The sequence below is a fragment of the Rhizobium sp. AN80A genome, from assembly GCF_030053015.1.
In the GTDB taxonomy this organism is placed as follows: domain Bacteria; phylum Pseudomonadota; class Alphaproteobacteria; order Rhizobiales; family Rhizobiaceae; genus Rhizobium; species Rhizobium metallidurans.
Map to the genome: position 1 here is coordinate 301,341 of NZ_JASJPX010000002.1, position 25,735 is coordinate 327,075.

Annotated in this window: 23 protein-coding genes and 2 pseudogenes; 11 read left to right on the forward strand and 14 right to left on the reverse strand. The window is 58.4% G+C overall.

The genetic code is table 11. From position 1 onward, the window contains the following. The first annotated feature begins 946 nt into the window (after window positions 1–946). Entirely contained in the window at window positions 947–3,598 is a 2,652-nt protein-coding gene (gene ligD, locus P3R82_RS07835; RefSeq protein WP_111564189.1) for a DNA ligase D, read from the forward strand. A gap of 604 nt (window positions 3,599–4,202) precedes the next feature. Here ligD and P3R82_RS07840 read toward each other — a convergent pair. From P3R82_RS07840 to P3R82_RS07850, 3 genes are all read right to left on the reverse strand, one after another. Next, window positions 4,203–5,024 carry a Ku protein gene (locus P3R82_RS07840; protein ID WP_283193643.1) on the reverse strand — a complete coding sequence of 274 codons (822 nt, stop codon included), beginning with the start codon at window positions 5,022–5,024 and terminating at the stop codon, window positions 4,203–4,205. A gap of 2 nt (window positions 5,025–5,026) precedes the next feature. Next, window positions 5,027–5,911, reverse strand: a complete 885-nt coding sequence (locus P3R82_RS07845; protein ID WP_111565253.1) for a Ku protein — start codon at window positions 5,909–5,911, stop codon at window positions 5,027–5,029. 258 nt (window positions 5,912–6,169) lie between these two features. Then, the gene (locus P3R82_RS07850; RefSeq protein WP_113037631.1) at window positions 6,170–6,448 is read right to left on the reverse strand and encodes a hypothetical protein; all 279 of its coding nucleotides are present in this window, start codon (window positions 6,446–6,448) and stop codon (window positions 6,170–6,172) included. Window positions 6,449–7,195: 747 nt separating this feature from the next. On the opposite strand from P3R82_RS07850, the pseudogene P3R82_RS07855 reads away from it, so the two are divergent. The 7 genes and pseudogenes from P3R82_RS07855 to P3R82_RS07885 form a co-directional block, all read left to right on the forward strand. Then, window positions 7,196–7,624, forward strand: a pseudogene (locus P3R82_RS07855) (NAD(P)-binding protein); the annotation flags it as partial. A 182-nt stretch (window positions 7,625–7,806) separates the two neighbouring features. Next, window positions 7,807–8,223 (forward strand): DUF2177 family protein, encoded by a 417-nt coding sequence (locus tag P3R82_RS07860; protein ID WP_111565251.1) that lies wholly within the window; start codon window positions 7,807–7,809, stop codon window positions 8,221–8,223. A 110-nt stretch (window positions 8,224–8,333) separates the two neighbouring features. Then, window positions 8,334–9,011: a sigma-70 family RNA polymerase sigma factor gene (locus tag P3R82_RS07865; protein ID WP_349294047.1), complete on the forward strand. Its 678-nt coding sequence runs from the start codon at window positions 8,334–8,336 to the stop codon at window positions 9,009–9,011. Next, window positions 9,008–9,661, forward strand: a complete 654-nt coding sequence (locus P3R82_RS07870) for a ChrR family anti-sigma-E factor (protein ID WP_111565250.1) — start codon at window positions 9,008–9,010, stop codon at window positions 9,659–9,661. Before P3R82_RS07865 ends, P3R82_RS07870 begins: the two co-directional genes overlap by 4 nt. Before the next feature lie 189 nt (window positions 9,662–9,850). After that, window positions 9,851–10,363, forward strand: coding sequence for a fasciclin domain-containing protein (locus tag P3R82_RS07875; RefSeq protein ID WP_283193912.1), 513 nt, complete (start codon window positions 9,851–9,853; stop codon window positions 10,361–10,363). A gap of 1,095 nt (window positions 10,364–11,458) precedes the next feature. After that, the gene (locus tag P3R82_RS07880; protein WP_112437023.1) at window positions 11,459–11,872 is read left to right on the forward strand and encodes an OsmC family protein; all 414 of its coding nucleotides are present in this window, start codon (window positions 11,459–11,461) and stop codon (window positions 11,870–11,872) included. Then, window positions 11,869–12,138: a hypothetical protein gene (locus P3R82_RS07885; RefSeq protein ID WP_283193644.1), complete on the forward strand. Its 270-nt coding sequence runs from the start codon at window positions 11,869–11,871 to the stop codon at window positions 12,136–12,138. The genes P3R82_RS07880 and P3R82_RS07885 overlap by 4 nt, the downstream gene beginning before the upstream one ends. Window positions 12,139–12,194: 56 nt before the next feature. On the opposite strand, the gene P3R82_RS07890 is transcribed toward P3R82_RS07885, so the two are convergent. Next, window positions 12,195–12,923, reverse strand: a complete 729-nt coding sequence (locus P3R82_RS07890) for an SDR family oxidoreductase (RefSeq protein ID WP_283193645.1) — start codon at window positions 12,921–12,923, stop codon at window positions 12,195–12,197. A 78-nt stretch (window positions 12,924–13,001) separates the two neighbouring features. Here P3R82_RS07890 and P3R82_RS07895 point away from each other — a divergent pair, with 78 nt between their 5' ends. Further along, the gene (locus P3R82_RS07895) at window positions 13,002–13,424 is read left to right on the forward strand and encodes a helix-turn-helix domain-containing protein (protein WP_111565246.1); all 423 of its coding nucleotides are present in this window, start codon (window positions 13,002–13,004) and stop codon (window positions 13,422–13,424) included. A gap of 9 nt (window positions 13,425–13,433) precedes the next feature. Here the strand turns inward: P3R82_RS07895 and P3R82_RS07900 are convergent. Beyond that, a protein-coding gene (locus P3R82_RS07900; RefSeq protein WP_283193646.1) for an IS5 family transposase occupies window positions 13,434–14,197 on the reverse strand; the annotation gives its coding sequence in 2 pieces (ribosomal slippage) (window positions 13,434–13,882 and window positions 13,882–14,197; 765 coding nt in all). 821 nt (window positions 14,198–15,018) lie between these two features. Between P3R82_RS07900 and moaA the strand changes: the two genes are divergently transcribed. Further along, on the forward strand, window positions 15,019–16,005 hold the full coding sequence (gene moaA / locus P3R82_RS07910; protein WP_283193647.1) for a GTP 3',8-cyclase MoaA: 987 nt from the start codon (window positions 15,019–15,021) through the stop codon (window positions 16,003–16,005). Window positions 16,006–16,134: 129 nt separating this feature from the next. Here moaA and P3R82_RS07915 read toward each other — a convergent pair whose 3' ends face one another. The 8 genes from P3R82_RS07915 to P3R82_RS07950 all read right to left on the reverse strand — a co-directional run bounded on the left by P3R82_RS07915 (window position 16,135) and on the right by P3R82_RS07950 (window position 23,680). Continuing rightward, entirely contained in the window at window positions 16,135–16,692 is a 558-nt protein-coding gene (locus P3R82_RS07915) for a pyridoxamine 5'-phosphate oxidase family protein (protein WP_283193648.1), read from the reverse strand. A 263-nt stretch (window positions 16,693–16,955) separates the two neighbouring features. Beyond that, complete coding sequence (locus tag P3R82_RS07920; protein WP_283193649.1) at window positions 16,956–17,432, reverse strand: heme-binding protein; 477 nt, start codon at window positions 17,430–17,432, stop codon at window positions 16,956–16,958. Window positions 17,433–17,537: 105 nt separating this feature from the next. Continuing rightward, window positions 17,538–18,119, reverse strand: coding sequence for a response regulator (locus tag P3R82_RS07925; RefSeq protein WP_111565242.1), 582 nt, complete (start codon window positions 18,117–18,119; stop codon window positions 17,538–17,540). Continuing rightward, entirely contained in the window at window positions 18,116–19,627 is a 1,512-nt protein-coding gene (locus P3R82_RS07930) for an ATP-binding protein (protein ID WP_283193650.1), read from the reverse strand. The genes P3R82_RS07925 and P3R82_RS07930 overlap by 4 nt, the downstream gene beginning before the upstream one ends. 821 nt (window positions 19,628–20,448) lie before the next feature. Beyond that, window positions 20,449–21,045 (reverse strand): TetR/AcrR family transcriptional regulator, encoded by a 597-nt coding sequence (locus P3R82_RS07935; protein ID WP_111565240.1) that lies wholly within the window; start codon window positions 21,043–21,045, stop codon window positions 20,449–20,451. A gap of 2 nt (window positions 21,046–21,047) precedes the next feature. Further along, window positions 21,048–21,512, reverse strand: a complete 465-nt coding sequence (locus tag P3R82_RS07940; protein WP_112437041.1) for a DUF1348 family protein — start codon at window positions 21,510–21,512, stop codon at window positions 21,048–21,050. Window positions 21,513–22,146: 634 nt separating this feature from the next. Continuing rightward, window positions 22,147–22,665, reverse strand: coding sequence for a DNA starvation/stationary phase protection protein (locus P3R82_RS07945; protein ID WP_111565239.1), 519 nt, complete (start codon window positions 22,663–22,665; stop codon window positions 22,147–22,149). 178 nt (window positions 22,666–22,843) lie between these two features. Beyond that, complete coding sequence (locus P3R82_RS07950) at window positions 22,844–23,680, reverse strand: alpha/beta hydrolase (RefSeq protein ID WP_111565257.1); 837 nt, start codon at window positions 23,678–23,680, stop codon at window positions 22,844–22,846. 229 nt (window positions 23,681–23,909) lie between these two features. Here P3R82_RS07950 and P3R82_RS07955 point away from each other — a divergent pair, with 229 nt between their 5' ends. Further along, window positions 23,910–24,908, forward strand: coding sequence for a GlxA family transcriptional regulator (locus tag P3R82_RS07955; protein WP_283193913.1), 999 nt, complete (start codon window positions 23,910–23,912; stop codon window positions 24,906–24,908). A 276-nt stretch (window positions 24,909–25,184) separates the two neighbouring features. On the opposite strand, the pseudogene P3R82_RS07960 reads toward P3R82_RS07955, so the two are convergent. Beyond that, window positions 25,185–25,648, reverse strand: a pseudogene (locus P3R82_RS07960) (DUF1348 family protein). Between the last annotated feature and the right edge of the window lie 87 nt (window positions 25,649–25,735).

Genomic DNA, 25,735 nt, shown 5'->3' on the forward strand with positions numbered 1-25,735 from the left:
ACCGCGCTTTTCAAACCAGATGCTTCGCTACCTGCGAATGCCCGACGGGCTGGTTCACGAGCTAGGCCTCCCGGCCCACAGGGCTTTGCCCGACGCATACGTGACCGCCCACCATCTCCGTGACATGCTCAATGAAGCTTCGCTAGGTCAGTTGCTTGCTTGGAGTGCCGAGCCGGGTCTTCTACCCCGCATTCCATCCGGAACGGAACGGGGAAAGACTTGGGATGAAGTCGACATGGAGGTCGTGCGGCATTTCCTTTCCGACCGAGATCGAGATGTACGCTTCACCGCCCAGACGGAGATCACGAGACGGGGCGGCGAGCCTGCTCGGGAACGTGTCCCAGCTCAAGGCCGGCTCCTCTAGCGGGTGCGGGCACGAACGACAAGAAAATAACTAGCGAGGAGGGCCGATGTTAGTCGACCCCCCTCTGTGGCCGACGTCCGCAACAGGCTAACGGACGTGGGGCTCGGCGATCTATCAATCTTCGCGGCGGCGAAAGGTTGCGGAAATGCATGTACTCACTTCGGCGTAATGCCACCCCGGGCGACCGCTGGGCGACGGTGCGTCGAGCGCCCGTAACTATCGCGGCCACCGGCGGGGAAGATGGGACCTAAGGGACCAAGACCAACTCGGCACGGACGACGAAGCGAACGGCGGGCAAGGCACAAGGCCGACGTTAAGCGCGGCCGGGCAACCGGCGTCCGACCCACGTGGTGATGACCCTCGCGGCCCCTTGATCGCCTCGGCGTCAACGCTCGCGCATGGTCCTTGTGACCTTCGATGGGCTTCCTTAGATGCGGGGCGCGCGGATCGGCCATGTTGATAGGCCGTCATGCCACCGTTGCGGCACACGATCAGCCGGAACGTCGCCGATAAAGTCAGTCTGTCCTGGAACCGTGGACGCGTTTCCGCATTTGGATTAATGACCGATCCGCGAGAAAAACCATGGCCGACAACCTCTCCAAATACCGCGCGAAACGCGATTTCAAAAAGACCGCCGAGCCAAGCGGAGAGGTTCAGGTAAAGCCCTCGAACCGCCGACGCTTCATCATCCAAAAGCACGACGCCACTCGCCTTCACTACGACCTGCGGCTGGAATTGGACGGTGTCTTCAAATCCTGGGCGGTCACGAAAGGGCCATCGCTCGATCCGCAGGACAAACGTCTGGCGGTGGAAGTCGAGGATCACCCGCTCGATTACGGCGATTTTGAAGGTACGATCCCCAAGGGCCAGTATGGCGGGGGCACGGTCATGCTGTGGGATCGGGGTTACTGGGAGCCAGAGGGAAACAAGACGCCAGAGCAGGCGCTCGCCAAGGGCGATTTCAAGTTCACCCTTGAAGGCGAACGGCTTCACGGGAGCTTCGTCCTTGTGCGAATGCGTGGACGAGAGGGCGAGAAGCGAACAAATTGGCTTCTGATCAAACACCACGATGATTTCTCTGTCGACGAAGGCGGCGCGAGGGTGCTCGAAGAGAATGAAACATCTGTCGCCTCCGGACGGACCATGGATGCCATCGCATCTGGTAAAGGCCGAAAGCCAAAGCCGTTCATGACATCGGGCGGTGCCGTTGAAGCAGACGCGGTCTGGGACAGCAACGAAGGGCTTGCCGCCGACGAACGAAAGGCAGGCAGCAAGGAGAAGCCGAAATCCGCGACAAAGGCCGCCGCGGCCGCGATGCCTCTCTTCATTGAGCCGCAGCTCTGCGAAACATTGGAACGACCACCGTCGGCCAAAGGCTGGATTCACGAGATCAAGTTCGACGGCTACCGCATACAGATGCGGATCCAAGGTGGTGAGGTCACCCTCAAGACCCGCAAGGGCCTTGATTGGACCAAGAAGTATTCTGCTATCGCGAGTTCTGGCGAAAGTCTCCCGGACGCGATCATCGACGGCGAGATATGCGCCCTCGACGAGAACGGTGCACCGGATTTCGCGTCACTGCAGGCGTCGCTGTCCGAGGGCAAGACCGATGAGCTCGTCTTCTTCGCCTTCGATCTTATGTTCGCTGGCGATGACGACCTTCGTGAGTTGCCGCTCACGCAACGCAAGAAGCGGTTGGCTTCACTTTTATCCGAGGCGGGCGACGACCCGCGTATACGGTTCGTCGAGCATTTCGAGACCGGCGGTGACGCGGTTTTGAAATCGGCCTGCAAGTTGTCGCTCGAAGGCATCGTCTCGAAGCAGGCCGACGCGACTTACGTGTCGGGACGAACGAAAACATGGGCAAAATCAAAGTGCCGAGCGGGCCACGAGGTGGTGATTGGTGCCTATGCCACCAGCAACGGTAAATTTCGGTCGCTCCTGGTCGGTGTCAATCGCGGTAACCACTTCGTCTATGTTGGCCGCGTTGGAACCGGTTACGGGGCGAGCGTCGTCGAAAAATTGTTGCCGCGACTGAAAAAGGTAGAGGCAACGAAATCTCCGTTCACCGGCATCGGCGCTCCGAGGAAGGCACCAGATATTGTTTGGCTAAAGCCCGAACTGGTTGCTGAAATCGAGTTCGCGGGGTGGACGGCGGATGGCCAGGTCCGACAAGCCGCGTTCAAGGGTTTACGTGAGGACAAGCCCGCCGATGAGGTTGAGGCAGAGCGGCCCGCGAGCCCAGACGAAACGGATGTTCCCGACCCCGAGGCCGCACCCAAACCGCCAAAGGCGTCGAAATTTCGCAAGGGGGCCAGGGTCGATGTCATGGGCGTCCTGATATCCAGCCCCGACAAGCCACTGTGGCCCAATGCCCTGGACAAGCAGCCCGTCACCAAGGTTGATCTGGCTCACTACTATGAGGCCGTGGGACCATGGCTGATCGGCCACATAAGGGGGCGGCCTTGTTCGATCATCCGGACGCCAGACGGGATCGGCGGTGAGCAGTTCTTTCAGAGGCATGCGATGCAGGGAACATCAAACCTGATCGAGCAGGTTAAAGTAACGGGGGATAAACAGCCGTACCTGCGGATTGACCGCGTCGAGGGGTTGGTCGCCATCGCCCAAATCGGGGGCACGGAGCTGCATCCCTGGAATTGCGAACCCGAGCAGCCCGAGGTTCCCGGGCGCCTGGTGTTCGATCTCGACCCCGGTCCGGACGTTGATTTCGACACCGTGGTCGAAGGTGCGCGCGAGATACGAGATCGACTGGAGGAGCTTGGCCTTGTCAGTTTCTGCAAGACAACCGGCGGCAAGGGTCTCCATGTCGTGACGCCATTGTCGGTGCCGAAAGGTAGGAAGCTGACGTGGGACGAGGGAAAGGCCTTCGCGCACGATGTCTGTCAGGAAATGGCAAGGGACAACCCGGACCTTTACCTGATCAAAATGACGAAAAGTCTTCGGAATGGGCGTATCTTCTTGGATTACTTGCGCAACGACCGCACCTCGACCGCGGTCGCGCCGCTCTCGCCAAGGGCCCGACCGGGAGCGACGGTGTCGATGCCTCTCAATTGGACGCAGGTCAAGGCGGGGCTTGATCCCAAGCGGTTCACGATCAGAACGGTGCCCGGCATCCTGAAGAGCAGCACGGCCTGGCAGGATTATTGCGACGGCCAGCGGTCCTTGGAACAGGCCATCAAGCGATTGAAGCAGCGCAAAAGGCGGGATGACTGAGCGGGTGGTCGCCCGCCGGGCGATTGGCCGCTTATCGAATTCGAAAAGCATGGCTTCTCTGACCACGGGCACCATAAATGGATCTTGCCTGGAAGAAGCTTTGATCGGGGACCCAGTTATCCCACTGCACGGGGCCGGCGAACTCGAAGGCTGTTTCACTCTGCTGCCCCTCAACAGCGGAGAACTGAAATGCCCACGCGTCCACGTCGTGGGCTTTTTTCCTTTTTCCAGACGGCAATTGCGCTAATAGACAACCCAGCCACCGCCGCTCAAACCTCCCTGGTAGTTCGAGACCAGACACCGTAGGTGAGCTCCTCGATCTGTCCAGTCATCCCGGGGTTTAACAGCGCGTCCGCTGGGTGGACGTAAAAGGACGCTCCCCGCCTCTCTCTTGTCGGTGAAGAGGTCGTTCGGGCCGGTCCCATTGTTCCCAATCATTAAGTTGCGGTCGGGAACGCGCTGACGTCCCAAGAGCGTTGCGACCGTGGTGAAGCAACCTAGTAACCGCCAAGGCCACGACAGCGTGAGAGGCTGATCTTCGAAACGAGATGAAAAATGGATCCGAGCCGCGCGCGCGGCGGTCGCACGTAAGTGGGGCGACTTGTTAACCAGCCTTGCGCGATTTCAGTTCCTTTTGGACCGACTTCTTCAGCGCATCCATTATGTCTACAACGTTGCTCTGCTTACCGTCATGCAGTTCCTTCGATTTGGACGTCGCTTTCCTTACGGGCTCGTGAGCTTTTTTCTTTGAAGCAATAAGCTTCAGCAAGCTCTCCTGGATCGGATCGGACGTCATTGCTGGCGACCATTTTTGGGTCCGCTTCTTGATGAACTTTTCGAGCGCGGCGACACCCTTGGTGTCCGAACCCTTGCCGATGGAAGTGAAATACTCGCCTTCTGGCCGAACTTCGTCACCAAACCTGAGAGTCCACACGACAATGCCGTTGTCGCGCGGCTCAAGGATCACGGCATGTTCTCGACGCCCGAGAACCACGCGAGAGAGGCCGACGACGTCCTTAGCCTTCATGGCCTCTCGAACGACGGCGAACGCCTCGTCGCCGATCTTCTCGTTCGCCGTCAGATAAAACGGAGTGTCGAGATAGATCCACTCGATCTCCTCTCGCTGCACAAATCTCTCAATGTCGATGGTGCGGACGCTTTCGAGCTCAACGGATCCCAGTTCGTCATCGGTGAGAATGACGTAATCGTCTTTACCGCGCTCATAGCCCTTGGCCTCGTCCTCATCTTTGACCGGCTTGCCCGTTACACTATCGATATACCGCGAAACAACCCGATTGCCGGTCTTTTCGTTAAACGTATGAAACCGCACTTTCTCGCTTTCCGAGGTCGCTGGGACCATCGCCACGGGGCAGGTGACGAGAGACAGCTTCAAGTAGCCTTTCCAGTATGGACGACGAGGAGCCATGGTCAGCTTGCTTTCTTGCGAGTGGTCTTGGACGACGCCTTGGCATCCGCCTTCGGTTTCCTTTTCCCAGTATTGGCGTTCGCGGCGCTTGGCTTCCTGGACGAAGCCCTGTTCACTCCAGCGCTTTGCCTCAGTGCCTTCAAAAGATCATTGGGTTTGGAGACCTTGACCGCCCTTGGCTTGGGAAGTGCTTTCCCTTCCGCTTTCGCCTTCACCAAGGCGGCGAGAGCGGTCTCGTATCTATCGTCAGTCTTGGCGGGGTCGAATTCCCCGATCTTCGTGTCGATGATGTGCTTGGCCAAGTCGAGCATTTCGCCCTCGACCTTGACCTTCGCAACGTCCTTGAACGCTTCCTTGGAAGACCGCACTTCGTAATCGAAATTGAGTGTGGTTGCGATCAGGCCTTCTTCGTGTGGCCTGATCAAAACGGTTCGCATTCGCCGGAACAAAACGGTCCTGGCGATTGCTGTCACGTTCGTCTTGGACAGGGCGTCGCGGATACAGGTGAATGCGTCTCTTGCTTCATCGTCGACTGGCACCAGGTAGTACGGTTTGTCGAAATAGACACCATCGACTTCCCCGCAGGAGATGAAAGCCTCTGCTTCAAGCATCTTGTCTGAATCTGGGATGACGGCCGCGACCTCTTCGGGGTCGATCATGATGTAGTCGCCGCTTCCGGTCTCGAAACCCTTCACCTGTTGTTCCCGCTCGACAACCTCTTCGGTCTCGCTATCGATGAATTGCCGCTTCAGCCGATTTCCGTTCTCCTGGTTTAGTAAATGGAAGCTGATACGATCGGAAGTCGAAGCGGCGGTGTAAAGACCTACAGCACAACTAAGTTCGCCAATCTTTAGGTGGCCTTTCCATTGAGCGCGGTGCGCGGTCATTCCACGTCTCTCCCATCTGTTCAAGACAACTAACTAAATCGCCTTCAATATAGTTCCCGCAGCCCCGCGAGTGCGGCGAGACAGCCGGTTCAGACAGTGATTTTGCTCGGACCAATACGGTATCTGTCGCGCAAAGCTCGTGCATGGCTTCTTTAAGGGTCTCCTGAGGTCACGGATCTTGCCTCGCCCCAGCTGCTTCATTTTGAAAACATTGGGCGCTTGTTTCAACAGTACTCGTCCACCAACCATTCTCTACCACTAGTAACAAAGTGTCCGCAGCATTCCCTCGTAATTCGGTTTGCCTCGACACGATTCCACGAGGGGCGAGGTCATCCTCACTTGGTCTTTCGCCGGATAAGGCTTGGTAACGACCTTGCCTTGATGAGAGCAACCAAAAACCGGACAAAAGATGATCGCAATGGTCAGGCCACGGATGAGTTTCATCGCCGGATCTGCCTTTACGATTTCGCCGAGACAGAGTTCTTGGACAGCCAAGTGATATATTTTTCTTCCACGAACTGATTGCGTGGCATTCATTTGTCCCTCCTTAGCAGTGCCGTCTCAATATTTGCCGAAGCGCTCCAGCCAATCTTCAAATAAGTCCGCCGGAAGATCTCATTGATGAATTTTTCCGGATAGAGCCTTTTATACCGCTCCATCACCCTATACCGCTCCATCACCGCGGCGATGATGTTAGCCGCACGGAAGCCCCGACCCGCAACTGCCGCCGACAGCCCCGAAGCTCACTGCCCGGAATCCTTGTTGAATTGCCGCGAACTGAAATACTGCTCTACTGCCTGGTACACAACCACCGCAGCGCATGATCCCGCTTAGCGGAAAATCCGAGTGCTATAAATGTGGTTCCTCCAAGCGTACACAGCTGCCCCAAATTTTCAACCCACACTGATATGCTAAAGGGTCAATGGATCGGGCGGGCCGACATTGATGTAGAACGATAAGAACGCGTGGTTGAAAGCGGATCCGCGCTCAGCATGGCATCTTGCGTCTCACCGAAATTCGGCAAGAACTCTTTCACGAACGTCTGAGCCGCCGCTTGGGTGGCAACGGCTCGTTTTCTCGCGCGACGCGCGTGCCATCGACTGTTTCGATCTTGTCATTCGGTTCAATGGCTGTCGGTGGGTCGGCGGGGGACGCCCAGCAAATATCGCTGCGGTTCGCGACAATGGGCGGAATCGCAAAAAAGAGCGGCTAGCTAGAAAACCGCCACGAATTCCCAGCGTAAAGGTCGATAATCCATGAGATTGGATCCGCGAGAGGCTTTGTATGGAATTTGAAGCATTCGGCACCCGGTCGCGCCGCCTCGACGTTGGAATTATTGGCACGGCTATATCAAGTCCTTCCGCGGCTTGGCTTCTCGCGAAGCATCATGATGTAACGGTATTCGAGGCACGGGATTGGATCGGCGGTCACTGTAACACGATAACGTTTAAGTCAGAGAGCGGCGACACTGCTGTCGATACCGGCTTCATTGTCTACAACGAAGTGACTTACTCCAATCTGACAGCATTGTTCGATGTCCTTAGCGTTCCGACGGCTGCTTCCAATATGTCTTTCGCGCCGTCCCTCAACGGAGGTCAATTTGAATACTCCGCCCGCAGGGAACTGGGCTTATTCGCTCAGTGGTCAACCATCGCCATCCGCCGCTTTTTGTTGATGATGCGCGATCTCTTGCGCTTCTATCGTTACGCACCGGCATTATCCCTTAGCGACTGTCCTTCTCGCAACGGTCTAATCCCTTCTGATTGGGAGGCATTTGCATGATGATCACGCTGGCGATCGTCCATAAAGGTTGTGTTGTCTCCGGTCTGATCCACAAGGACGTGGACTGGACGCGCTTAAACTAAGCCTAAAATCCATCCATCTGGGAGCCCCTTATGAAAACTTACCTGACCGCCTACATCGCGACGCTGATCGCCTTCGTCGCGATCGATTTTGTCTGGCTGAGCACCATGGCCGACCGTCTCTATAGGCCGACACTAGGCGAAATCTTGGCGCCGCAGTTTCGACTTGCGCCGGCATTGGCGTTCTACCTGATCTACGCCGCCGGGCTGACCTTCCTCGCGGTCAGGACGGGGTTGATTTCAAGATCGATGACGACAGCCGTGCTTCACGGCGCTGTCATCGGCCTCACGGCTTATGCCACCTATGACCTCACCAACCAGTCGACGCTGAAAAACTGGTCGCTTCTTCTGACGATCGCCGATCTTATCTGGGGAACCGTCTTGTCAGCGGCAGCATCGGGCTTCGGGTTTTGGCTCACGCAACGAATCTTCGGGGTTGCTCGCCTCTAACGGTCGGCGCTACGCCGGCTGCCAGCGTCATCGTAGCCCAAGTAAGGGCTTAAGGGTAAATTTTCGAATTTATTTTTGATCCACTAGCATGCTGCTGCGTAGTTAACGCCATGAACATGCAGATGCCGCTTAGAACCGAGCTACGTCGAGCCTTAAGCGCCGAGGCGAAAGTGTGGCCGACGTCGTCGGGCGTGGCGCGAGAGGTCGATAAATTGGAGGAAGAACCCGTTAGCTTGGATGCGGGACGGATAAAGGCCTTGATGTCCGCGGTCGCGGATTCGCGCGACATCGGCGCGTTTGAATTACTCTATCGCTATTTTTATCCACGCGTGCGCTCTTACATGGTGAAGATGACGAGGGGAAATCGGATTTTGGCCGAGGAGCTAGCGCAAGAGACGATGATGCGCGTCTGGCACAAGGCGGGGCTTTTCGATCCGGCCAGGGCGCAGGCTTCAACCTGGATATTCACGATCGCCAGAAATCAGATGATAGACTCGGTGCGTAAAAGTTCTAAGCCTGACTTTGATCCAAACGATCCAGCATTCGTGCCAGATGATTTCGAGGCGGCGGACGTGCTTATCGAGCGGCAGCAAAGTGCCGCGGCGCTGGGTCGGGCGATGGCGACTTTAAAAGGCGGATATGCTGAAGTGCTGCGCCTGTCGTTTTTCGAGGGTCTTACCCACTCGACGATCGCGGAAAAACTAAACCTCCCAATTGGTACGGTGAAATCGAGGATACGACTTGCATGCGAGAAACTGCGTACAGCCCTTCAGGACGAAGCCAAATGATCGAACATCACCTGGATGACGATATGCTCCTGCAATACGCGGCTGGAACCTTGGCCGAAGGCTGGAGCGTTGCCGTTGCGACCCATCTCGCCTTGTGCCCGGAATGCAGATCCAAGCTGGCGGTCCTTGAAAGCGTTGGCGGATATTTTATCGATAATGAAATTGCCAATGACGCCAATGTTTCGCGAGACTGGGAGAGCTTGAAGGCGGAAATCGATGCAGGCAAGATTGACAAGGTTGTGCCTATTAAGAAGCGTTCTGATTCCGACCGGACATACCCAGAGCCTCTGAGGACCTATATCGAAGCAGCCGGTGGTCTGCGGTGGCGAACGCTTGGGCGCGGCGCCGCCCAGATGATCATACCGACCGGCGACGAAACGGCGACGTTGCGATTGCTCAAGATTCCAGCCGGTCAGCCAGTCCCGGAGCATTCCCATCGGGGCATTGAATTGACCCTGGTGCTTGATGGGAGCTTCAGCGACGAAGTTTCCACGTTCGCTCGAGGCGACATCGAAATGGCGGATGACAGCCTGATGCATCAGCCCAAGGCCGATGCCGGCAAGGACTGTATCTGTCTCGCCGTGACCGAGGCGCCGCTCCGCTTCAAGAGCCGGTTATTGCGGCTGATACAGCCAATGCTGGGCATCTGAGGCGGGGCATCATCCTTGCGTCGTCGAAAGTCAGCTCGCTTGGCTGGAAATTTCACCAGCTGTTTATCCAATGTTTGAACCGAGGCCGCCGTTATTCGTGAAAGCTCTACCGAGCCAAGGAGCCGGTATTGAGAGGAGATGATCATGAAAAAGTTGCTGGTGGTTTCTTGCGTAGCGTTGGCAAGCGTCATGGCAGGGAGCATGATTGCGTATGCCGCGAATCCGAAGGTTGGTGGAGCCGCGATGTTCGAGAACAAGAACATCGTTGAAAACGCCGCGAATTCAAAAGATCACACGACGCTCGTCGCTGCCGTCAAGGCCGCGGGGCTTGTCTCCACACTCGAGGGAAAGGGGCCGTTCACCGTCTTCGCTCCAACCAATGAAGCCTTCGACGCGCTTCCCAAAGGCACCGTCGAGACGCTGCTCAAGCCCGAGAATAAGGACAAGCTCACGAAAATTCTGACCTGTCATGTCGTCGCCGCGGACGCGATGGCCAGCAACGTGGCGAAGATGATCAAGGACGATGGCGGCGAGCATGACATCAAGACCGTCGGCGGCTGTGTATTAAGGGCGAAGGACCACATGGGCAAGATCACGCTCACTGACGAGGCAGGCGGAACCGCGACGGCGACGATCTCTGATGTGAAGCAGTCGAACGGCGTGATCCACGTGATCGACAAGGTACTTCTTCCCAAGATGTAACTTCCAGCGCCGGGCTAGTTTGGCGCATGGATTTTCAGGGACAGCAAAGCCACCACTGGCACTTTCAAAAGGTGCCTTCAGGAACATGGTTCTCCTTCAAAAACAACAAAGAGGGTATTTGAGACCGGCTCGTGGCAGGCACATGCGGTCTTCCACGTTTATCGATTAACCTCCTTCCAGAATGGGCCGGCGACCGAGCCGCCGGCCCCCGCGGAGCCAATGACGATCCGCGCCAGCTCCTGGGGCGTGGAGCCGGGTCCAGCGAGTAAGTAGCTCGCATGGGACGATTTTGTTACGGAGTACTCGAGCACTGGATCAAAAAAGAATCATGTGATGCAGCCATGCGTCCGGAGGATCGCGAGCCAGCAATCATTGCACGGTTCGTGGATGCGGCCGCGGAAGCAGCACTGTGATCAAAATGTCGTCGCCTATCTATTGTCAGGGCTCCGCGACCCACCCAAGCCGCGGCTCTCATCCAAGGTTCCAGAAGGTTACGGGGCGGCCGCTGGTAGGAAGCCTAGCTGTCAGGCGGCGGAAGGAAGCTAGCCCCTCGCTCGACGACCTGCTCGATCCGGCCGACAATTTCCTTCGACGCATTGCTCCATTGATGATCGTATCCGAGAGGAAGCCGTTGGCCGGGCAGAGAATTGGCGGGCTTGCACCGGTTGTCGACGATCGTCCAGCCCTCCCGCGCCTTTCGACCGCCCTGCAAGGAACCGTTCGCCACGGCGGACGGATCACGAATTAGAGATTCAATTCCGAGCATCGCGGTCAGGGCAGCACATCCACTCGGTTGAGCGTCTCTCGAACCATCGGGTTATGAAGCAGACGCGGGTTTGTCATGTTGCTTCCATCCAAGACCTGGCTGACGCGGATGCGGCGAAAGGGTAAGATGTGCTGTCGACGGAAGCTCATTAATTGGAAAAGCCTCCAAACGCTTAAGAAGGACCCTATGGTCGTGTATGAATAACGGGCCAATGGCCGAAGTTCCGAAACTGCAAGACGCAGCGCATTACCCTCAACATCTTCCGTGGCCATTGACATGTCGTGTGGATGACAGAAGCTGACGATCCAGCACTCGGAACGGAGATGGAGATGGTCCAGTCGATCGTGGAATTGCGGAACGTCCCGGGCACGAAAGCGGCAGTCGGGTGGGCTGGCGGTCACACTGTGGTGGTCGACAGACCAGATGGTAAGGCTGGCGGCATGGGCCTCGGTTTCAACGGCGGCCAGCTGCTGGCCCTGGCCAACGGAGGTTGTTACTGCAACGACCTCCGCTATGTCGCTCACGATCTCGGCGTTGCCATCGGAGAGATCGAGGTAACGGTGAAACTGGAAATCGACGGGGCGCCCCTAGTAGTGACCGACGCCGTCCTCTCCGTGAGATGTACGACGCTGCACGGCCCCGATGCGCAGACCTTGATCGACCGCGCGTGGAAGGCCTGCACGGTCGTAAATTCCCTGAGGGAAGGCGTGCCCACGAGATTATTGGTGATTGACGGCTCATGACGCGTCCGGCCATGCTGGCCAGCCTTGTATCCTCGGACAGACGTGCTTTAAGAACCTCCAATATCCTGCCTTGCTGGCCGCCGAACCTGTCGATGAAGGGTGCGAGCCTTCGCCTTAGCCGAGACTTCCGGCAAATCTTTTGGCGTATCGGCGGCACGATCACGCTAGCGGTCATGGAAACACTCACTATCGAAAATGGGCTCATTACCGTCTGGCGGGATTATTTTGATCCCGGTGACTTCGATAGACAGCTGGCTGCCTTGTAAAGTAAGGTCGAAACGATAGGCCCGGTGCGTGCGCTATCGGGCCTATCGTTCCAGCGTCAGACCTGGGCCATGCCTCCATCCACAGCCAGTTCCGCACCCGTCGTGAAGCTGCTCTCGTCGCTGGCAAGGAATAGTGCCGCCGCCGCCACCTCATCGGGTCTAGCCATGCGTCCGAGAGGGACCATGCTGGACAAGGCGTCCCGAACCTCCCGTGAGGCGCTCGCCATCATCGCTGTATCGGTTGGTCCTGGGCTAACGACGTTGACGCGAATGCCCCTGGGAGCCAGTTCGTTGGCAAAGGTGCGTGCAAACGAACGGATCGCGGCCTTGCTCGCACCATAGACGCCATAGCCCTTGGTGCCGATGTCGCCCGCAATGGACCCGATCAGCACGATTGTGCCACCGTGTCGCATGAGATCTATCGCACCTTGAGCCGCGAATACGAGAAACCGGACATTCAAGCCAAATGTCCGATCGAAATGATCCTCGGTAATGTTTTCCAGCGGCGCGTATTCAGACAGGCCCGCGTTGATCACGAGCACATCGATCCGGCCTCGTTCCGATGCGATATGCTCGAATACGCGCTTACGATCGGCATTTTCGCTGGCGTCCGCTTGAATGACCCTGATGCTGCCCGTGGTCCCTGCCTTTGATGTGCTGTCGCCACCCTTCCGGCTGGTCGCGAAGACGTGCGCGCCTTCGCTGGCGAATCTCTGCGAAATGGCTCCGCCAATCCCGCCCACGCCGCCGATCACGAGGGCGATCTTGTTTGCTAAGCTGCTCATGTGAACTCCATTGATATATGAGCTATACCTACGGTCAATTACGCACTACATATAAAGCAGATATCGAGGAGTATACCCATGTCGGAAGTGGAGGCTGTTCTTTCACCCAAAGACAGCTTGTCTCGTCGGGCAAAGCCCGTCTCCAAGGAGGCGTTGGTGGATGTCGAGAAGGCACGACCGGTGCTAGAGCAGATCGCCAACAAATGGTCGGTCCTGATCCTGACGGTCTTGTGCAGCAGGCCGTCACGGTTCAACGAGATTATGCGGCGTCTTGACGGGATCACGCACAAAGCGCTCGCCGACGCATTGAAACGGCTAGAGCGCAATGGGCTCATACGCCGTGAAGTGCTCACGACAACGACGCCTGTAGGCGTTGAATATACCATCACGCAGCTCGGCCGTTCCCTTCAGCAGCCGTTCGAGGCGCTATACGCGTGGTCCATGACCTTCGGTCCTGAGCTTGAGCGGGCGCAAGTGGAATACGATCGCCAGCGAGACTAGGGCGTAGACTCATAACGACCTGATCCAGATGCGGGTGGCGAGTAGTTTTACGGCTGCTAGGAAGTTTTGAGGGTCCTTGTCATATCGAGTGGCAATCCCTCTGAACTGCTTGAGCTTGTTGAAGAATCGCTCGACGAGGTTTCGCTGCCTATAGACCCATGAGCTGAACGGAAAGCTCTCCTTGCGGTTTCGCTTTGCTGGAATATTGGCCCACGCCCGTTTTGTTTTTGCCAAGGTTCGAAGGGCGTTTGTATCATAAGCCCTGTCTGCCAAAAGTATGGCACCCTTTCCGATATCCTTCAGCATTGGCTCGGCGGCCCTGCTGTCGTGCACTTGTCCTGGGGTCAGGTCGATGCCAATTGGACGGCCATCTGCATCGACAAGAGCATGGATTTTCGTCGTCAAGCCGCCGCGGGAACGTCCCATGCAGCCATCGTCTTGATCCCCCTTTTTCCCGTGGCCGCATGTTGATGAACGCGGACACAGGAACTGTCGATCATGACAATATCGCCGTCGAAGGCCCTTGAGACCTCCTCCAGAACATGGTCCCAGACACCAGCCTTTCTCCAACGGACAAAACGATTGTAGCAGGTTGTGTAGGGGCCATAGCGCTCAGGAACATCCGCCCAGGGCGAGCCGGTCCGAAATCGCCACAAGATGCCGTTGATTACGCGCCGGTCGTCAACTCGCGGGACGCCGCGAGGCTTGTTAGGAAGAAGCGGTTGGATAATGCTCCATTCGAAATCAGTCAGGTCGAACCGGCGACGGGTCATCTGAGGCCTCCAAATCAAAGCCTCATTGAATCAAAGCCATGCCCGCGTGTGAACCCCGTTTATGAGTGTAGGGCCTAGTTCCCTGGCGATCGTAATGCGTGCTACTATCCGCCTGACGCGCGGACCACCAACTTGCCAAAATCGCGCCCCTCGAGAAGACCCATGAATGCGGCAGGGGCATTTTCGAGGCGTCGATCATGTGTCCCCGGTACTTCAGCCGGGCGTCAGCGATCCAAGCCGCGGCTTCCTTTAAGTTCATGCAAGACCATGCCCGAAATTAATCGTTCCAGGCGACCCGGGCCGTCGAGAGGCCTTGGGAGCTGAGTGACTAAGGCAGAGCAGGCAGCACGGATTGCGTCCATCGTTTGCTAGTGTCACGTTTTTGCCAACATTCGCGGTAGCGTTATCCGCGCTTGATCGATCGCCGCGCAACCGAAAATTTTTGGCGGACTTGGACCATGCCGACTTATGAGATAGACCAGCCTTCAATATCTTTTCAGACAGCTGCTAGGACGCTTGCGGATCATATGGAGGATTTCGCGAACGAGCTGTCCAAGTTACCCCGCTCGATCGAGCTTACTGCCCTTGAACTCAGGTTTGCGATGCTGCGGGCTTTGATGGAGGAGCGACTGACCGGCGAGGACCTGCCACCATGCGGGGCGGCCAATCAGAACTTCGCGGCTCAGGAGCGACTTTCCCGCTCCTGATCTATGCTGAAGGGTCTTTTGAAGGTGGCACGCAATGCGATAACTTTGGCATATGCGGATCAACCCTTAGCTTTAAGCAGTTCCACGCCACGGTCGGTAGTCGGAGAAGACCCGATGATCGACCCGTTTCAGCGGGCCGTCACCTATCTGCGTGTCTCGGCGACCGATCGCTGCGATTTCCGCCGCACCTATTGCATGGCCGAGAACATGAACTTCCTGCCGAGGAAGGATCTTCTGACGCTGGAGGAGCTGAACAGGCTCTGTTCCGCCTTTATCGCCAAGGGCGTTCGCAAGCTGAGACTGACCGGCGGCGAGCCGCTGGTGCGCAAGAACATCATGCATCTCGTGCGCCAACTCGGCCAGCAGATCGGCTCCGGTCTCGACGAGCTGACGCTGACCACCAACGGCTCGCAACTCGCGCGTTATGCCGACGAGCTCTATGATTGCGGTGTTCGCCGCATCAACGTGTCGCTGGATACGCTCAATCCCGACAAGTTTCGCGAGATTACCCGCTGGGGCGACTTCCACAAGGTCATGGAAGGGATTGATGCCGCCCAGAAAGCGGGCCTGCACATCAAGCTCAACGCCGTCGCGCTCAAGGATTTCAACGACCTCGAGATGCCCGAGATGATCCGCTTCGCCCATGGTCGCGGCATGGATCTGACCGTCATCGAAACAATGCCGATGGGCGAGATCGAGGAAGACCGCACCGATCGCTATCTGCCGCTCTCCAAGCTGCGCGCCGATCTCGAGAAGCAATTCACCATGAGCGAAATCGGCTACCGCACGGGCGGCCCTGCCCGCTACGTCACCGTCGAGGAAACCGGCGGCCGCATGGGCTTCATCACCCCGATGACCCATAATTTCCGCGAGAGCTGCAACCGCGTGCGCCTCACCTGCACCGGCACGCTCTACATGTGTCTCGGCCAGAACGACGCCGCCGATCTGCGCTCGGCCGTGCGCGGCACCGAAGACGACGGCTTGCTCTACGCCGCGATCGACGAGGCGATCTCCCGCAAGCCCAAGGGTCACGACTTCATCATCGACCGCACCCACAACCGCCCCGCCGTCAGCCGCCACATGAGCGTCACCGGCGGGTGATCCAACCGGCTCTCCCTGGGGGAAGTTCCTGAACTTCAACGGTCGACAACCACCCGCGCGCGGCAAGGGACTGTTTCAAAGGCAAGGTGTCACGGCGCTACGACGAGAATCGGCCATTTTTCAATCCGACTAAGCGTCGTCGAACATCCCAGTCGGAAGCCCGTCAATGCTGTAGCTGTTCTTCTCGCGGCGATAGATCTCGATACCGTCCGGGCCCTTTGCGTCCGTCCATTGGTCCAGGCGCGACCGCTCGGCCTTGTAGTCGAACAGCGGAACGCCGAAGCCGCAGGACGTTTGTACCAGATCGATTTCCAGCACGATGAATTGACGGGCTCCGGAAGGTTCCGAGCCTCCAAAATGAGTGAGCAGGATGTTGCCGTATTCGGAACTGTCACGGCGTATGGTTCGCCCGCGGCCGTAAAGACGCAAGATCATCGGCGGCCCTTGGACGGCGCAAAACATGATCGTCAGGCGACCATCCGCGCGCAAATGCGCGGAAGTCTCGTTTCCACTGCCGGTCCTGTCTAGGTATACAATCTTGTTCGCGTCGATCACACGCAGTGAGCCCGTCTCCCGAGGCGAAATATTCACCCGGGAATCGCCGGTGGCCGAGGCCGTGAAGAAAATGTGCTGCCGATCAATGAAGTCTTTAAGACGAGCGTCGATACTCTCGAACTGCTTTGCCACGGCTCATGCGCCTCGTGTTTTCATGAAGATGGGTGCAAATAGCCACGAGCCTAATTGGAAATCAAGCAGCAGACCACCGCGCAGGATCACCTTTGACGTTGGGTTCCCCGCGGCGACGAGTGACGCCGGAGCCGTTTCACCAGTATGGCGACCTCGCCCTGTGAATAGAGCGCGGCACTCCGCCCGGGATGACTACTGCAGCCACGATAGAGCTGCTGAACGGCTCCCAACCGTATGATCGGGAGCCGTTGGCGGTATTCGCTTCACTTGATGCGGGCGCTGACCTTTTCGATTGCTTTGTTCGCGCACGCTTCGTCCAGGTTGCCGCCCGGTGCGCCTGCAACGCCAATCGCGCCGATCGTATCCTTGCCGACCTTGATCGGGACGCCGCCGGCTAGAACGAGGAAGCCTGGAATATCCGACATACCGGCCGCGACCGGGTTCTTGGACACATTTTCGGCGATGGCGCTGGTGGGGTTGCGCGACGAGGCCGAAGTGAAAGCCTTCTGCGTGGACGCATCGGCGGTGTGGGCGCCCGCGTTCTCGGAGCGAACCAGCGCAAGAAGGACCCCAGACCGGTCGGTCACGGCTGCTGACACGTTATATCCGTCGGCCGTGCATGCCGAAACGGCCGCCTGGGCGATATCAACCGCGAGCGTGGTCGCAATACTGGTCTGCTTCACGGTATCCTGCGCAAAAGCCGGGGCGGCTACAAGCGCGCTGGCAGTAAGGGCGAGCATAAGGGTTTTCATTTTGTCCGCTTTCTTTCCATTGTTGATGGCTTCCAGCTTAAAGGGAGCTAGCTTGGAGTATATTCGCTGTGTCACCGAGTGGGATCGGTACGATTACCGATGTCCCATGAGCCAGATGCGGGTTTGCTCGGCGACTGCCGGCGTTCCGAGTTTAGTTGCAATGCTAGCCCGATGACTGTCGACGGTTCGGACCGACACATCGAGCGCGACCGCGATGTCCTTGCTTCCAAAACCCTTTGACACCAGCTCGATCACCTCCAGTTCTCGGGATGTAAGATGGTCGAGCAACCGACTGTTCTCGTCGCGGACGAGTAGATCGTCGAGCGCGGCCTCGCAGGTTGCGATTGTTTCCATCAGCACGTGCTCATCGACTGGCTTTGCGAGGAAATCGAGGACGCCGGCCTTGAACGCACGGCGACATGCCTCGACGTCGCCGTGTCCTGTAATCATGATGGCAGGCCAGCGGATCCCGAGATCCTCGAGCCTCTTCAGAAGCTGCAGGCCGCTGATCGCGGGCATTCTGAGATCAAGCAGCATGATTCCGGGCTTTGCCTTCTCCACATGAGCGAGGAGGTGGGCCGCGTCAGGGAAGGCCGCAACTTCTTTTCCATAGGTCGCGAGCAGAAGCGTCATCGCCTCCCGCACCGCAAGGTCGTCGTCGACGAGGTAGATCACGTGGGCTCTCCCAGTGGCAGGCGGATGATGAAACTGGCGCCGCCGTCATTGCGTGCTTCCAGACTGCCATCCATCCGTTCGATCAGCCGTGAGGACAAAGGCAGGCCAAGACCCAATCCGTCAGCCTTGGTGGTGAAGAACGGGTCAAAGATCCTGTGGAGCGAACCCGTCTCGACGCCTGGCCCATTGTCCGCGACAATGATCGCGACGCCGTCGCCCTCGCATCGAGCCTCCAATGTAATGCGCGGAGAGGGGCGCCCACCGAGCGCATCGGCGGCGTTCCGAACGAGGTTGTGAATAACCTGCTGAAACGAAACCACATCGATCGGGACGGCGGGTAGGTCCGAGGGAACGTTCATGTTGAGGGTGATTGCCCGCGCGTCGATGTCCGCTTCAACGAGTCGCATGGCTTCAATGATCGCCTCATGGAGAGGGACCATTTTGATATCGGCCGGCGCACCTGAAATATATGCCCGCATGCGCCCAAGGATATCTCCCGCACGCTTGGCCTCGCGAATATTCGCCTCGAGTGCCTTTTCGAGGATATCCTGACGGCCCATGGCCAATGCTCGTCTTGCGGCCTGGCTCTGGCTGAGCATTGCCGCTACCGGCTGGGCCAGTTCATGGGCAATGCCGGAGGCCATTTCGCCTAGGGCATTCACGCGCCCGGCATGGGCAAGTGTCGCTTCCTGTTTTAGAAGTGCTGCTCGTGTCTCGTGACCACGGCGTTCAGCTTGGGTTTGCAGGTACGACACGGACAACCAGATGACCGCCGCCCAGCCGACGATAAGCGGAATGGCCAACCGGAGCGGGACCAGTTCAATGATGCCAAAATTCCGGCCGATCTCCAGCTGGAGTGGCTGGGTATGGCTCGTCATCACGATCCCGGTCGTCGTGGAAAGGAGCCCTGCATCGATGGCACCATGTAATGCCAAGGTCTCATCGTTCAACGTCAGCCTTGTGGAATAGTTCTGGGGCGGCTCCTCACCAGCCAGCAAGGCATTCGCGTCGATGCGCAGACGCAAGATCCGACCGGGCTCGACAAGCTTGAAAAGATCGTAGGCGTGGATGCCGGGCAGGGCGTGCGTTGTGATTTCGCCGACATTGGAGAGCTTTGGCAGATCGTCGAGGGTGCGCCCGCCTTCCTCCCGAGCCCCGCCGGCATGGCCGTAGCGGAAAATTCGCGCCGCACCCTCATCGAGACGGAACGTGGCAATTTCGACGATGCGAGGGTAGCGGACCAGAATGTTTTGCGAGAGGCCCTGAATACTCGGCGACGGCTCCTCCGGCGACATTCGTACGATCGCGCCCAGCGCGCTAAGGTGTGCATCGTGCTGCGCCAGCTTCTCGGCGAGAAGCGTTTCTGTGGCACCAGCCCTGTCCAACAACTCCTGCCGACCCGACCGATATTCGACCGCCGTGAGGGCAAGAATCGACAGCGAGCTGGCCGTGACCCATGCGAGGACGGCCTTAGCAAGATGAGTGCGCTGGTTTAGAAAGCTATGCATGACATATGACGCCGCAGGGCATCCGCTCCGTCGTTGGGTGGTTTATGGTCAAATCAACACTTATCGGGGGGACGCGGCAATCGGTAATCCTACTGGAACAGAACTGCCGGATCCACAGGGACGGGCCAGATAGACGGCGCGATAACGGTGCCAAATCGGAGGAGGCGGGACCACAAAGGGATAGGGTTGCCACCGCGGGCCGCTGAGATCCGCATCTTTCGCGATATCCCTAAAGGATGGATGCGTTGAGATAAGCGGCAAATCCCGCAGCGGACACGCCGCGAGACGGAAGCGGTCCCAGGATGTCACCGAATTTGTAAGCGACCAACATCCCGACCATTACAATCGCGCCGCCGTGAGCGACACCGGCTGAGACTGCCAGCCCGATCGCACAGAGGCACATGTTCGTCGCCAGGCACGTCATTACCAACTGCCCCGTGATGTGCTCGCGTCGGCGGAAAAGGTTGACATGAAGCCGATCCAGCTGAAGCCTACCGCCAAGCATAAGCAGAGTGATTGCATCTTCGATCCTTAGCGAAATAGTGAAACCGACACCCGACGAACTGTCATGTCGTTTGCAGCTCGCAAGGCGAAATCCATAGCACGATTATCCCGGTCATTAGCGCCATGCCCCGGCGCTCACGGTCGTGAGCGCCGCGAGACATTGGCGATCTCGACCACGGCCCATGGTGGCCCGAGAGGAAAGCGGGATGCACTTTGGGACCGCGGCTCCGATCACGCGCCACCGGGCGCCTGCCTCGCCCGAGGGGGTGGCGAGGTGAAAGGCCCGTCGTCGCATTCGTTTGGGCTTTGCTAAGTTGTCAGAGCGTGCTGCCGCTGGCACCGCCGCCGTGGCCTTCATTGAACGCCAATCGAGCATGGAGTTGATCGATCGCGCGTTGGAAGACGGCGGGATCATCGAGTGCCCGGGAGAGGACGATCGCGCCCTGGATGGCGAGAACGGCATCTTCCGAGAGGAGGCGTGCCTGCTCAGCGTCACGGCCTTGCCGGACGAGCGCTGCTTGCAAAGCGTCCACCCAAGCGACGAAGTAACGCCGGATGGCCTGCGCGAAGAGGTCCCGGGTGTTGGCAACAGCCAGGGCACCGACGAGACAGACGCGCCTGCCCGACCTGAAGTATGTCGCGGTTTCATTGAGCATTGTCGCTATCGCGGCATTGGCATCGTCCCCGTCTCGCAGGGGAGAATAGACGGAATCTTCAAACCATTGCTCTATCTCGGCGAGCACGGCCCGGACCATCTCCTCCTTCCCATTCGGGAAGAAGTGGTACAGGCTGCCCTTGCCCAGGCCGGTGGCCTTGCCGATCAAGGCAAGGCTCGCACCTTCGTATCCATGCTCGCGAAAAACTTCGGCCAGGGAGGCGATGGCATCAGATCTTTCAGCGACCATGCGGGCCATGATTAGAGGCCCAGATCGCTGAGGCTGGGATGGTCGTCCGGACGACGGCCGAGCGGCCAATGGAACAGGCGATCGCCTTCAGCAATCGGCATTTCGTTAATGCATGCGTGGCGGTGCGCCATCAGGCCGTCCTCTGCGAATTCCCAGTTCTCGTTACCATAGGCACGGAACCAATGGCCACTGTCATCGCGATATTCGTAGGCGTAACGCACAGCGATGCGGTTGCCGGTGAACGCCCATAGTTCCTTGATGAGGCGGTATTCATGCTCCTTGTTCCACTTACGCTCCAGAAATGCCTGGGCTTCTTCGCGGTTGGTGGCGAATTCAACGCGGTTCCGCCAGCGGGTATCGACGGTGTAAGCGAGGGCGACCTTGGCGGCGTCGCGGCTGTTCCAGCCATCTTCGGCCAGACGAACTTTTTCGACTGCGGTTTCGTGATCGAACGGGGGGAGAGGAGGACGTGACATGTTGATTTTCCTTTGTAAATCGCTTTTGTGTACTGATTGGTCAACGCTTGACTGATTGGTACAGTAGTCATGGTGATTTTGGGTGTCAACGATTTTTTGAGGCGTCGTGACGTTTCTTCCGACGGAATTTTCCGATCGCGAACCGAGAGGCCTGGCGGTCAGAACGCCACGCGAAGGCTGATCAACCGCGCGACCATGGACCCGGGCGCGCCGACGGCAAATCAAGCGGTGCTTCCGCATCGATCTTTCGGGTAGCAAACCGACGGCCTGAGGCGGCGAACGGATGGATCAGCGCAGCGACGCTGCAAGACTGCCCCGCCATGTTGGCGACCTGGCAATGAGAGACATGCGTTTTGGCGGACTTTGGTGCCGCGCGCGGGCTGGAATGGCGTCGCAATCAAAAAGGGATGTCACGCCTCGTTGCGAGGCGAGCGGCAAATCGGCGTTGGGCGCTCTAGCCCGGACGCCCATCGCGTTGCTGAACGATGGGAAACCCCATGGAACAATGGCCGACGGGGTTGACGGGCGAAGGTAAGAAATGGCGGAAAGCGCGCCTTGTCGGCCTATGGGCGGGGCGTCCGAGCCATTATGGAAAAAGAGGCGGCGCCCAATCTGGAGGCCGCCCGTCCGGCGATCAGTTGTTGGTGTCGCGGAGGATCTCGAACAGGAACCAGACACGCTTCTCGGTCTCGTCGATCCAGTTTTCCAGCAGACTGGCGGTCGCGACGTCGCCATACTCAACGCAGAGGTCATGTAGCGAGCGCATGCTGGCCACGAGCGAACCGTTGTCGTCGCGCAATTCCGCAAGCATCTCATGCGGATGAACGAACTCCGCGTCATTGTCGGCGATGCGCTGCCTGCGCGAGATATCTCCAATCGACCGCAGGGTGCTGCCGCCGACCTTCCGTACCCGTTCAGCCAACGGATCGGTCATCGCGAACAACTCGTCGCCGTGCTCGTCGAGCAGGAGATGGTAGTCACGGAAGTGCGATCCCGACATGTGCCAATGGAAATTCTTGGTCTTGAGATAGAGCGCGAACACATCCGCCAGCAAGGCCGTCGCGCCAGCGGAGATATCCCTGACCGCGTCGCTGCCCAATCCTGCCGGAGTTTTCAGCGTGGCGGCGCCACGCGACCTAATCTGTTGGTCCATGACCCTATTCCGTTCTTGGAAACGAATTGATTATGCCGCCCCTGAGGCGCCGGGCATCGCCTGAGCGGGCGGTGCGGCGTAATCCGGTGGCTCGCGGCTTTCGAAGAGGGACAAAAGCCCCTCTTCGTTTTTATCGGCCGAGACGGCCACGGCGCGGGTCATCCACACCGGACCGGGGTCAGCCCTTGATAAAGGCCAGCAGGTCCTTGTTCAGCACGTCGGCATTGACGGTGAGCATGCCGTGCGAGAAGCCGGGATAGGTCTTGATCTGGCCGTTCTTCAGAAGCTTGATCGACTTCCTTGCAGCATCGGCGATCGGTACGATCTGGTCGTCTTCGCCATGCAGGACGAGCGTCGGAACGGTGATCGCCTTCAGGTCTTCCGTCTGGTCCGTTTCGGAGAAGGCCTTGATGCCGTCATAGTGCGCCTTGGCGCCGCCCATCATGCCCTGGCGCCACCAATTCTGGATCACGCCTTCCTGAACCTTGGCGCCGTCACGGTTGAAACCGTAGAACGGGCCCGCCGGAACGTCACGGAAGAACTGCGCGCGGTTCGCGGCAAGCGCGGCACGGAAGCCATCGAACACTTCGATCGGCAGGCCCTCGGGGTTGGCGGCGGTCTTGACCATCAGCGGCGGAACGGCCGATACCAGAACGGCCTTGGCCACGCGGCCGGCCGGCTGGCCGAACTTTGCAACGTAGCGGGCAACTTCACCACCACCCGTGGAATGGCCGATGTGCACGGCGTTCTTCAAATCCAGCGCTTCGACGACGGCAAAAGCGTCAGCGGCATAATGGTCCATGTCATGACCGTCGGCGACCTGGGCGGAGCGGCCGTGACCGCGGCGATCATGGGCAACGACGCGGTAACCCTTCGACAGGAAGAACAGCATCTGCGCATCCCAGTCATCCGACGACAGCGGCCAGCCGTGGTGGAAGACGATTGGCTGTGCGTCCTTCGGACCCCAGTCCTTGTAAAAGATTTCAGTGCCGTCCTTGGTTGTTACGAGGCCCATGTCGATATCTCCTTGTACTGAATTGTTTGTGGAAGAGTTGTGTGAGAAGGCGAGCGCCGGAATGCTCACGCTGGCAAGTGCGATGCTTCCGATCAGTACGCTGCGTCTCGACACGAAAAACCGATCTGCATCGGATGCCATTGTATTTCTCCTGTCGCGCCGTGTTTGCGAATTCCGTATTTGACAAATAGAAGGTATCGCCATCTTCTGGCGGAAACACGTGGCGGAAATGACTTTATCCGAGGCAAAAGTGGCAAAACGCAAGGAACCTGATTTCATAGAGGTGGGGTTGCTGATCTACCCGGATTGTCAGTTGGCCGCTGTCTACGGACTGACCGATCTGTTTCGCGTCGCCAGCGACTGGTCGACGGATCTGCAAGTGCCGACCAGCCTTCGGAAAATCCGCGTCAGCTACTGGAAGATGGAGGGAGGAGATGTGTCCTGCACATGGGATTCACGACCCGGAGCTCCGCATTTGCTGAGCTACGTTATCGCGCCACCGAGCATCATCATGCCGGAGAAGATGCAAAGCATGAGCCCCGCATCGCAATGGCTCGCGTCCCAACATGCGCGTGGTGTAACCGTCTGCTCAATCTGTGCCGGAGCGTTTGTCCTTGCCGAGACCGGGCTCATCGACGGCCGGCGCGCCACGACTCACTGGGCTTTTGCCGAAAGGCTTGCCGAACAGTTTCCCAATATCGACGTCTCGCCGGACAATATGATCATTGACGACGGTGACGTCATCACCGCGGGCGGTATTCTCGCCTGGGCGGATCTTGGACTGCTGCTTGTCGAGAAGCTGTTGGGGCAGGCGGTGATGCTGGAGACAGCTCGCTTTCTCGTCGTCGATCCGCCGCGTCGCAGTCAGAGCCAGTACAAGGCTTTTCTCCCGCGGTTCGACCATGGCGACAAGGAGGTTCTGCAGGTCCAGCACCAGTTTCATGCGACACCAGAGCTGCAAAAGTCGATTGGCGAGCTTGCCGATAGTGTGCGTCTTTCGGAGCGAACCTTACAGCGCCGCTTTCACCGCGCGACACGGCTGAAGCTGACCGAATATCTGCAGAACGTCCGCATCATGAAGGCGCGGCAGTTGCTGGAAACAACGAACGGCTCCGTCGGGAGCATTGCCTGGGCGGTTGGCTATACCGATCCGGCGGCATTTCGAAAAATCTTCGGCAGGTTGACGGGCGCGAAGCCAAACGTCTATCGCGGCGACGCGCGGCTTTGATCGTGTCAAAGATGTAGCCGACCGCTGATCGTCGGCCCGCCGGAAATTGCCGCTTGCGTCCGCGAGGTGAGCGGTGATGTCGGTTCGATATCAAACTCTATAAGCGCACCCACCCGGTTATCGGAAGTTACCGACGTTTCGGTCTGCCGCGGCTCACCAGCATAGCCGATTGTGAACCCGCACCTGGAAAGCCTCGCCGGGTGCCCGGCTCTCCCGACAACAAACCGCGCCAGTGCGGGCGGGCACTGGCGCGGTCGATCAGAACGGGCGTGTTGGTCAGAAGCCAAAATCGCTCAAGGACGGGTAGTCGTCCGGGCGCCGGCCGAGCGGCCAAAGGAACTTGCGATCCGCTTCGGCGATCGGCATCTCGTTGATGCTGGAGTGGCGATGCGACATCAAGCCGTCTGCTGCAAAGAGCCAGTTTTCGTTGCCATAGGCGCGAAACCACTGTCCGCTGTCGTCGCAATATTCGTAAGCATGGCGCGCGGCTATCCGGTTGTCCTTAAATGCCCATAGCTCCTTGATGAGCCTATACTCGCATTCCTTCTTCCACTTGCGCGCCAGAAAGGCCTGAGCCTCCTGCCGATTGGTGGCGAGTTCCACGCGGTTGCGCCAGCGGGTGTCGAGGGTGTAGGCCAGTGTAACCTTGGCTGCATCACGCGAGTTCCAGCCGTCTTCGGCAGTCGAACCTTTTCGATGGCGGTTTCCCGCGTTAAGGAGGGGAAAGGGGGGCGCGTCACTGGCGTTGCCTTCGTGATCTGAGCGGTTTCGGCAAGCGCCGACCCAGCGAGGGCCGCAGCGGGCGGTGCAGCAATAAAAGGGCGGCG

Bases quoted from the DNA above. Each gene is read 5' to 3' on its own strand.
- P3R82_RS07870 (WP_111565250.1), top strand. From the start codon at position 9,008: ATGATCGAACATCACCTGGATGACGATATGCTCCTGCAATACGCGGCT.
- P3R82_RS07955 (WP_283193913.1), top strand. From the start codon at position 23,910: ATGACTTTATCCGAGGCAAAAGTGGCAAAACGCAAGGAACCTGATTTC.
- P3R82_RS07880 (WP_112437023.1), top strand. From the start codon at position 11,459: ATGGTCCAGTCGATCGTGGAATTGCGGAACGTCCCGGGCACGAAAGCG.
- P3R82_RS07940 (WP_112437041.1), bottom strand. From the start codon at position 21,512: ATGTCACGTCCTCCTCTCCCCCCGTTCGATCACGAAACCGCAGTCGAA.
- P3R82_RS07920 (WP_283193649.1), bottom strand. From the start codon at position 17,432: ATGCTCGCCCTTACTGCCAGCGCGCTTGTAGCCGCCCCGGCTTTTGCG.
- P3R82_RS07895 (WP_111565246.1), top strand. From the start codon at position 13,002: ATGTCGGAAGTGGAGGCTGTTCTTTCACCCAAAGACAGCTTGTCTCGT.
- P3R82_RS07930 (WP_283193650.1), bottom strand. From the start codon at position 19,627: ATGCATAGCTTTCTAAACCAGCGCACTCATCTTGCTAAGGCCGTCCTC.
- P3R82_RS07865 (WP_349294047.1), top strand. From the start codon at position 8,334: ATGAACATGCAGATGCCGCTTAGAACCGAGCTACGTCGAGCCTTAAGC.
- ligD (WP_111564189.1), top strand. From the start codon at position 947: ATGGCCGACAACCTCTCCAAATACCGCGCGAAACGCGATTTCAAAAAG.
- P3R82_RS07935 (WP_111565240.1), bottom strand. From the start codon at position 21,045: ATGGCCCGCATGGTCGCTGAAAGATCTGATGCCATCGCCTCCCTGGCC.
- P3R82_RS07885 (WP_283193644.1), top strand. From the start codon at position 11,869: ATGACGCGTCCGGCCATGCTGGCCAGCCTTGTATCCTCGGACAGACGT.
- moaA (WP_283193647.1), top strand. From the start codon at position 15,019: ATGATCGACCCGTTTCAGCGGGCCGTCACCTATCTGCGTGTCTCGGCG.
- P3R82_RS07890 (WP_283193645.1), bottom strand. From the start codon at position 12,923: ATGAGCAGCTTAGCAAACAAGATCGCCCTCGTGATCGGCGGCGTGGGC.
- P3R82_RS07840 (WP_283193643.1), bottom strand. From the start codon at position 5,024: ATGGCTCCTCGTCGTCCATACTGGAAAGGCTACTTGAAGCTGTCTCTC.
- P3R82_RS07950 (WP_111565257.1), bottom strand. From the start codon at position 23,680: ATGGGCCTCGTAACAACCAAGGACGGCACTGAAATCTTTTACAAGGAC.
- P3R82_RS07945 (WP_111565239.1), bottom strand. From the start codon at position 22,665: ATGGACCAACAGATTAGGTCGCGTGGCGCCGCCACGCTGAAAACTCCG.
- P3R82_RS07845 (WP_111565253.1), bottom strand. From the start codon at position 5,911: ATGACCGCGCACCGCGCTCAATGGAAAGGCCACCTAAAGATTGGCGAA.
- P3R82_RS07875 (WP_283193912.1), top strand. From the start codon at position 9,851: ATGGCAGGGAGCATGATTGCGTATGCCGCGAATCCGAAGGTTGGTGGA.
- P3R82_RS07850 (WP_113037631.1), bottom strand. From the start codon at position 6,448: ATGAATGCCACGCAATCAGTTCGTGGAAGAAAAATATATCACTTGGCT.
- P3R82_RS07860 (WP_111565251.1), top strand. From the start codon at position 7,807: ATGAAAACTTACCTGACCGCCTACATCGCGACGCTGATCGCCTTCGTC.